At 34.3% G+C, this 8,185-nt stretch carries 8 protein-coding genes and 1 tRNA gene; 6 read left to right on the top strand and 3 right to left on the bottom strand.

Features of this window, described 5'->3' with window-relative positions; translation table 11 throughout:
* Positions 1-155: 155 nt before the first annotated feature.
* Positions 156-872 (bottom strand): FkbM family methyltransferase, encoded by a 717-nt coding sequence (locus H8B04_RS16445; RefSeq protein WP_190303037.1) that lies wholly within the window; start codon positions 870-872, stop codon positions 156-158.
* Positions 873-1,099: 227 nt separating this feature from the next.
* Positions 1,100-2,269, bottom strand: a complete 1,170-nt coding sequence (locus H8B04_RS16440; RefSeq protein ID WP_190303036.1) for an IS4 family transposase — start codon at positions 2,267-2,269, stop codon at positions 1,100-1,102.
* A 299-nt stretch (positions 2,270-2,568) separates the two neighbouring features.
* On the opposite strand from H8B04_RS16440, the gene H8B04_RS16435 reads away from it, so the two are divergent.
* From H8B04_RS16435 to H8B04_RS16425, 3 genes are all read left to right on the top strand, one after another.
* Positions 2,569-2,733 carry a hypothetical protein gene (locus H8B04_RS16435; protein ID WP_190303035.1) on the top strand — a complete coding sequence of 55 codons (165 nt, stop codon included), beginning with the start codon at positions 2,569-2,571 and terminating at the stop codon, positions 2,731-2,733.
* Between the two features lie 151 nt (positions 2,734-2,884).
* On the top strand, positions 2,885-4,117 hold the full coding sequence (locus H8B04_RS16430; protein ID WP_190303034.1) for a hypothetical protein: 1,233 nt from the start codon (positions 2,885-2,887) through the stop codon (positions 4,115-4,117).
* 46 nt (positions 4,118-4,163) lie between these two features.
* Positions 4,164-4,526, top strand: a complete 363-nt coding sequence (locus H8B04_RS16425; RefSeq protein WP_190303033.1) for a hypothetical protein — start codon at positions 4,164-4,166, stop codon at positions 4,524-4,526.
* A 134-nt stretch (positions 4,527-4,660) separates the two neighbouring features.
* Here H8B04_RS16425 and H8B04_RS16420 read toward each other — a convergent pair.
* A tRNA-Leu gene (locus H8B04_RS16420) sits at positions 4,661-4,742 on the bottom strand.
* A gap of 370 nt (positions 4,743-5,112) precedes the next feature.
* Here H8B04_RS16420 and H8B04_RS16415 point away from each other — a divergent pair.
* Genes H8B04_RS16415 through H8B04_RS16405 form a run of 3 tightly spaced genes read left to right on the top strand, consistent with a single transcriptional unit; the run spans position 5,113 to position 8,101 of the window.
* Positions 5,113-6,636, top strand: coding sequence for a hypothetical protein (locus H8B04_RS16415; protein ID WP_190303032.1), 1,524 nt, complete (start codon positions 5,113-5,115; stop codon positions 6,634-6,636).
* Positions 6,627-7,400 carry a hypothetical protein gene (locus H8B04_RS16410; RefSeq protein ID WP_190303031.1) on the top strand — a complete coding sequence of 258 codons (774 nt, stop codon included), beginning with the start codon at positions 6,627-6,629 and terminating at the stop codon, positions 7,398-7,400. The genes H8B04_RS16415 and H8B04_RS16410 overlap by 10 nt, the downstream gene beginning before the upstream one ends.
* On the top strand, positions 7,397-8,101 hold the full coding sequence (locus tag H8B04_RS16405; protein WP_190303030.1) for a hypothetical protein: 705 nt from the start codon (positions 7,397-7,399) through the stop codon (positions 8,099-8,101). The genes H8B04_RS16410 and H8B04_RS16405 overlap by 4 nt, the downstream gene beginning before the upstream one ends.
* Positions 8,102-8,185 lie beyond the last annotated feature (84 nt).

The raw sequence follows: 8,185 nt of genomic DNA, 5'->3' as shown, positions 1-8,185 counted from the left end.
TTGTTGGGTAGAAAGCATCCTGATATCCGTTAAAGCTTAATTTAAGATACAAAAAAAGGAGTAGAAAATGCACTTTCCACTCCTTTTTTTTGGCCCAATATAAAAGGGGACTTTTTCAGTGCCCTCATCAACTGATTGGGATTCTTTTATTATAATCAAATTTTTATAAATGACAATTCTTGATAACTATCTGATATTGCAAATAATTTATACCCTTTTTTTCTTAATTTTTGCAATAGCATTTCGGTTTTCTGTTTGCCATCTTCAAAAAATCGCTCGTGAATTTCGAGTAGTATTTGCTTAATACCAATTCCTGTATCCAAGATGTTATCCATTATATCGTATTCAGCACCTTCTATATCCATTTTTAATACGTCAATATATGAATGTTGTAGCCTATTTGTAATACTTTGTAAAGTTTCGAGTTGAATTTGTACTGTATTTGAACAATCAACAAATTGATGTGAATATAAACTACCAGAGATATTTTCTTTGTCTTTGGGTAAATTTAAGGTGGCCTGTCCAGAAGATTTACCAATACCAATTTCTTCAAAATGAAAGTTGTTCGGAAAAATTTGATTTTTTACCCATGCAATAGATTTTGGCGTGGGGTCAAACGCATAGATAGAACTATTGTGATACTTAATTATATCAAGATCAAATGAAGTGTCTTGACCAATTCCGAAAGAATAAACAATAGATTCTCCATTCAAAACAGTAGGATTTACATAAAAGCCACCATATTCATTTCCATACCATTTCTTTGGGCATTTATAATCAGTTTTCAAATATGCAATATGACCTATTTTGGATTTAATGCAGTTTTTAAATCGTTTTATTTGAGGAATGTTGTCTAATGTTTTGAGAATCATTTGTTTATAGTTGTATATAATAATAACGAATTATTATAAAAATATTATAATACAGCGATGTGATTATTCATAATTTTTATATTAAATGATTTTTTTATTTCAGGTTAAACAGATGATAATTTTTTCATTACTGTCCTAAATAAATTTTAGGCCGCAGATTATCTGCTATCTTCTATGAATTAAGAAAGCTTTTGTTAAAAAATCCGAAATATACCCTCTCTATTGTTTTAGAAGAGTTTAAACTGTCCAATTTTATCAGGAGGTTTACCAGAAAAGAATGGATCATTAGCCCATTTCCAGAGATCAATTTTCACAAATATATTTAATCGAATAAAGTTCGCAAGATTGGATAAATTCCAATCGTATTTAGCTTTTTTCTGAATGTATTTAAAGAGTAGTATTCCTATTAATGCAGTCCAAATTTGAATGTAGACAGCATTTTCTGAGGTTCCTACAAAATTGGTTACTTTCAGACGCTGTTTTAGATGCTTAAAGAAAGTTTCAATCTCCCATCTTTCTTTATATAAGGCCGCTACTGTTGATGCTTTCCAGGTGAAATTGTTTGTTAAAAACTCATATTCAGCCTTATTTATGCTGTCCCAAAAACGTACTATACGCATTTTCTTTCCTTGATAGTGCTTTTTAGCATCCCCATCAAGTTCAATAATTTGATCCTGAAGGACGCCGCTGTCCTGGAGTGCCTCACTTTGAAATGTTTTCACTACCGTATATTTCATGTTGCTTTTACTGCGTGTGAGAAAAAAGGACTGATTGCTGTCCAAAACGTTCATCCAAGCATAATCAACGTAGCCTCTATCTACAACGACCACACAGCCTTTAGGAAATGAAATAGTCTTGGCGATTTTAGATTCATGTTGTTTACCATCTGTGATATGCACAAAACTGGGCATACAGCCATCATAATCAAGGATAGTATGAAGTTTTACAGCTCCCTTAGCACTGCGGAATTTTGCCCAGTCAAATACACTTAAGCATAAAGGAATAATAGTAGCATCCATGAGATATACTTTACGCTTGAGTCTGTTAAGCTCGGTGCGTCTTGGAGAATCTTTACGCCACAAATCATCCAAAAGTTTATAATACAAATCTCGAAATAGGCCATGATTACGATGTTTGTTGATGTATGAGAGGTTGGACTTGCTAGGTGTTCTGGAGATGCCCATATGACTCATGTTTCCTGTAGTACTACGAAGCCCATTAGAAATATCACGAACGGAATCAGCAGAGGAAAGATGGCAGAAAAGCATACTTACAAAGTGTGTCCAACTATTAATTCCTTTATGGTGTTTATCGGACTGATATTGTTGAACTAATTTGTTAAAAATATTGCGATCTACTAGTCCTAATATCTGAGAAAATACGTTTATATTTACCATGGCGGTGATGGAATTTTAGCGAATTAAATATAGCAATCCCTGCTATATAAATACACCGCCATTTTTACCTTATTTAGGACGGTACTGTAATTTTTTTCTGTTATTTATCTTTTTGTTTAAAAATATAATTTTGATAATTAGGACTTTATTTTTTTTGATAAAATATTTTCTTTTAAAAAATTATTTTTTTTCAAAAACTTTCTGTAGCTTTAAATGTTATTATTTTCAAGTTAAAATAATTAATAAAGAGAAATTATTTTTCAGTTTGCTTCTACCTATTGTAAACTAAAAATAACACCATGAAAAACAAGAAAAAGTATGTCAAACCTACAGGTAGGTTGTTGATGTTAGTTATGGAAAACTGTTTATGTAACTCTTCTGTTCCAGGAGGCGATGTTGACGATGATATCTTAATTGGTGATTGGGAAGATGGTGAGGGTGGTTACGGAAGTGGAGATTTGTAAATATCTATACTATGAAAAATTTATTCTCAAATTGGATGGCTTTAGTTATTCTACTAAATCTAGTAGGATGTAATAAGCAAGATATTAGTAATCCTAATAGTGAAGGTAAAGTGACCTTACGCTTGACACTTAAAGGATACATAATTTCAACTTGGATAAAAATGCGCTTTCTAATAAATTAGATGGGCTACAGGTTCAAAAGATGTATGAAACTCATGATGGTTTTGAATCTACGAGTTCTTTTGCGATTGATGCAAAAGAAAAAATAAAATCTGCAAGTGCTGCAATTGGTTCAGAGCCTTCCAAATTGGAGGATGGAGTCACTTATCGCTTATTGGTATACCACGTAAATGATCAAAATGAACAGGAATTTTTTGATAAGATGGATTATGTTACTCGTAGAAATGAACCTGATGGGCCGATAATAAGTGCAAATTTGGGCGATAAAATCAAGTGGTATATCTATTCATATAATGACAAAGAAACAATTCCTGAAATTGAAGATTTAGATAATCCCATTGTACCTATGGGTATCAATAGAGATTTTGTCTATGCGAGTGGTGAAGTGGAAATTACAGAAGATTTGAATCCAATGGAAGTAATACTCCAAAGGAAAACAGCTTTAATAGCCGTTGAAATCGATGCTAGAGGGCTGTTTACTGATGAAATCAGAAGTATGACCTTCTCCTTGCCAGCAAATATACTTAAAACATCAAATTTTGACATTAAAGGAGGTATTAATGTGGCAGGAAGTGTAATAGGACTTCCACAGCAAACCATTCCGCTATCACCTTTTGCAAATATTGATGAAGGTTATAATGACCGCAAGCTAGTGTACCTGCATACGGCAGTTCCTGAAGTCTGGAATAATTTCAGTTTTAGTTTACAAAATCTTTCAATCTTGCTTGATAATTCCGCAGTAAGAAGTTTTCCAACAACTGTTTTTGCTATTGCCAAACAATTTAATATCGAACCTGGAAAGCGTTATAGAGCTAAGATGGATTTGATAGAGTCCGCTTTGACTTTTGGAGGAGTTTCTTGGGCGAGAGAAAATTTGTATCGTACACAAGGAACTCGTAATCCTTATCGGTTTTATCACGAAAATAGGCAGACAGACGATTTTAGAAGTTATTTTTCCTTTAAAGGACATATACCTGGTAAATGGGGAAGTACAGTAATAGGCGAGCAGCGTGATCCCTGTGCTTTGGTTTATCCAGGAAATAGATGGATGCAGCCCACAAAAGCTTCTTTTCTGAACTTGACACGTACTTCGACAAATCTTACTACGGATGGCATTTTACCAACTGTCGTAAGTAATTTAACGGATATTCTCGCAACAGAAGCTACCAAATGCTGTTTTTGGTTCAAATTATATAGAGTATAATACTGCGCAAGGCTCAAGTGCCGTATATCCTGAGTCTTCGAATGTTTTGAGGTTCTATTATAATGGATATGATCCTATTGACATAAATGTATTAGGAGATGGATGGGTAAATGTAAATGTGATTGATACTTATGGTAAAGCTACAGCACTATGGACAAGTGAGCAAGGACTAAATGTGTTGGGGTTAATTGGTGCTGGTGCTTGGGGATATTTTGGATCTACAAGACAAGTGTTTCTATCCAGTCAATTTCGGGCAAAGGGAATAAATTCTATTCAGCTGTTAAACGTAGATGCTTTAGGTCTGAATTTTGTTTCTTCCGCTCGAAAAAATGTACGATGTATTCGTAATCCAAATTGGGAGATCATTTCTCAACAAGCGGAGTACAATCCCGAACCAAATTACAATTAAAGGAATAAAATATAGTTGATTAGTTTTTTCTACCTATGAGCTAATAATGGTTGGTTTAGTGTGAAAGGCGGATCTTCCCAAGGGATTCGCCTTTTAAATTTAAAAAGCCAGATGCAATGCATCTGGCTTTTTAGTACCCAGCGCCGGAGTCGAACCGGCACATCCGAAGATATTGGTGTTTGAGACCAACGCGTCTACCAATTCCGCCAGCTGGGCTTGCTGTTTCATTTTCGACGTTGCAAATATAGATTTTTATAGATTAAAAGCAAAATTTTTGAGGCAAAAACCATGCATTTATTTCGTGTATTCCTGTACTGATTTGAAAATTAAGATTTAATTTTTAGAACTATTACTCTTGTCCCGCTTGTTGTCTGTAAAGCATGCTAATTCTCAAAGCTCTAAAAATACTTTAAGATTTTAATTCAAAAGCCAAAAATGGAGGAAAACACCCCTCTTAGTAAAGTTGTTTTCCTTGCTATAAAGCTGTGAGCTCATCTTAATTTTATATAACATATTTCGTTCTTCCCCCAAAATAGGAAGAGCGTAATATAATAATATAAATACTAACTATTTAAATATTCATTGTATGGCTGATTTATCAAACATTTTACCTGACCAACTGATGCATAGTGTGTTGGGTAAGCTTTACGAAATTTTGACAGGTGGAGATGCGACAGTACCTGCATCTAAAGATAATTTTTTTAGCTGGTGCTCACCAGGAATTCCGATACGAGCCGAAGACTTACGTTTTCTATCAAAGGGAGTTTCGGGCGTATACACACCCCAAAAGGATAGTGAAGGAAACATAATAGAACTTACGGAGGAAGAAAAAAACGTTATCAGAACTACTGATACAGGTTGGCTTTACCAACAAGCAGAAAATTTTGCCCGTTTAGTAGATTTTGTGCCTGATGTAACTGCAGCTGCCAATAATCAATTGTCTAAATTGAGTATTCATCATAACGAAGGAACATTGTCTGATGTGCATAAATATGCCCTTCAATTTAGTCAAGTGGCTAATACTGAGCTTTCGCAGGAAGAAAAAGCAAAAGTAGAGAAATTCAGAGAGCTTCTGCAGGTCAAAAGAATTAAGAAGGATCTTATTACAGACGAAGAAACAGAAGTAATAGAACCTAGTCCTTTGGTAGTGTTATACAATGAAAAAATGGCTGCTTATGTAGACGCGGTACTAGAGTATAACACATATAGGGTGGATGCACTTGCCGCTGATAATCCTAGAGCAGTCCACTTTTGGGCTATGAATGCTTCTTCTCTCCGTAAGAAAGTACAAGCAGCAATGGCTGACTGGATTACCAATGGCTATAAAAACGAATATGAAGGTATTGCTGCTCGGATAGACCAAATTATGTCGAAGGATTTGTCATTGCTTAAAGCGGAATATAAAGATACATTGGAAAGAGCTAAATTGACAGGACTTGCTTCTGGCTCAGATTTCTATTACACCTCACTAGTGCCAGGTAATTTTATGACAGGTGGCTGGACAAAATTCTCCTTTAGTTCATCTGATTATGCTCGTCATTCTTCCAGTAAATACACTTCCTATGGAGGCGGAGCTTCTGCTGGATTTTTAGGAATAGGTGCATCCGCAGGATATCAACATAAGGATTCAAGTAAGAACCAGAAAATTAATGCCCCTAATTTTAAATTGACTTTTGAAATGTGTCAGGTTCCTATTGTAAGACCTTGGTTAAAAACACCGTTTCTAACTTCCAAAGCATGGAAATTAGATCCAGGAAGTCCAGAGGTACAATCGAGAGGCGAATTCTTGAGTGATGGTGCAGGACCACCAAATGGTATTTTACCAGCATATCCCACCGCTGTATTGTTTATACGCAATTTGGTATTAGATTTTGGAAAATATAATTCGGAATATGCTTCCATCTTTAAATCCGATAAAGCAGAAACATCGGTAGGATGGGGCCCGTTTAGCGTAGATGCTCATTATTCATCAGCAAGCTATAAATCAGATTTAACATCGCATTCAGAAACGCAAGGTATTAGTGTAATAGGAATGCAGATCATAGGTTTTAACTGCCGTGTTTTGCCAAAAAGTCCCGACCCACTTCCTAATATCAAGAATTGGATTTAATAGAAAATATCATGTTTTTAAATGCCATAATATTCGAAAAACTGAAATCTGTATTTAATCAGTTAAATACAGAGTCAGTTCGATATTTTCTTACCTTTTCTCCAATTACTACGAGTTTCAATAACCAGGATTTTAATTTTTTGGATAATACTGATACTAACCACCAAATTTCCGATAAATATGAAAATCAAATGGCGTTCGCTCATCTTGCGAACGCCATTGTAAAAAATCAAAAAATATACGAGTTGAATGCGGAGTCTTTTTTGCAGGAAAATTATAAGAAAATATTTGATCAAGCTAAATTGATTGAAGGTTCACTTTCGGAGAATGATAAACAAAAATATAGAAATGCAAAAGCGGTGCTTTATCAAGAAGATGGTGAGACTAAATCTATAAAGTTTGAAAATTACAGCAAATTTAAAGCGAAATATGAAAGTCTGACAAAAGATTTACTGCTTTTGAATGATAATCTTATGGGTAATCCCAATGACACAGAGAGTTTATCAAAAAAAGCAGAGCTAGAGTTTCTTCAAAATAAAGCTTTTAACGATTGGATAGTAGATGGTGACAAGGATGGGATTGAGAATGCCATTAAAATAGTTTCCAATATAAGCGAGCGATCTGTATTTGTATCACAATGGAATCAGGAATATTTAAAACTTCGAGCAGATCTTTCTAAAGTGTCTACGATAGGTTCTAACATTGAGTTTTTACCAGTGACGTGTCTACCAAATGATATTTATAAGTATGAATACGCTGGTTGAAAAAAGTAGTATTAGAAGAGAATGAAATTTCAAATTTAGAGCTTTCTGCTAAATCTTCTTTATCAGATAGTCTATACAATGTATATAATAGTACCAATGTTGCTTATTCTAAAATTGAATTTGAATATATTTTTGTCACTTTACTTAGAAATTGGTTTAAACCAAATCTCATTAATTCTAGATTTTGGAATTTGACAGATTCACAGGTTGTTTCGTATGAAAATGACATTAATAAAGGACTGTTACCTGCTTATATCGAAAAATTTGTGTTTGTGAGACGGATTAACGCTTATAATAAAAGCACATCCGCGCAAGATAGTCCCATCGCCACCGAAGAAAAAATTCCTCAAACCTACATTTTTAAGAATCTTGTAAGGAATAGGAAAAAGATGGACGTAGTGCAACCTCAGGTTTTGAAGATATCCAAAGTCAAACTCATGTCTCAAAATAAATTGATAGCTAAACCTTTAATCCGAAAAGTAGAATTGGCGGAAACCTCTCGTACTGGAACACAAGTAAAACCCAATTTGCATCAAACCCTAATACCCACTAAAATTTTACTACAGGGTGGTATTATTAATTTAGGCCAACAGAAAACAAAATTTAATCTCACGTTAACATTCAAGGATGTGGTCGGGAATTTTTTGGTAGACATCAAGGATCAAGCAGAATTCTTGGGGGGAGTGTTAAAAATTTCTTAGTTTAGCATCCTTAATACAGATATCCCTTGCAAGAAGCCGAACGTAAATTACTATCTTTATTGCTGCCCGAAGGGCTTTTGGAAT

The organism is Sphingobacterium litopenaei (genome assembly GCF_014692495.1).
GTDB lineage: Bacteria > Bacteroidota > Bacteroidia > Sphingobacteriales > Sphingobacteriaceae > Sphingobacterium > Sphingobacterium litopenaei.
Note: the sequence above shows the minus strand (reverse complement) of the source record. Positions and strands in the feature narration are given on the sequence as shown.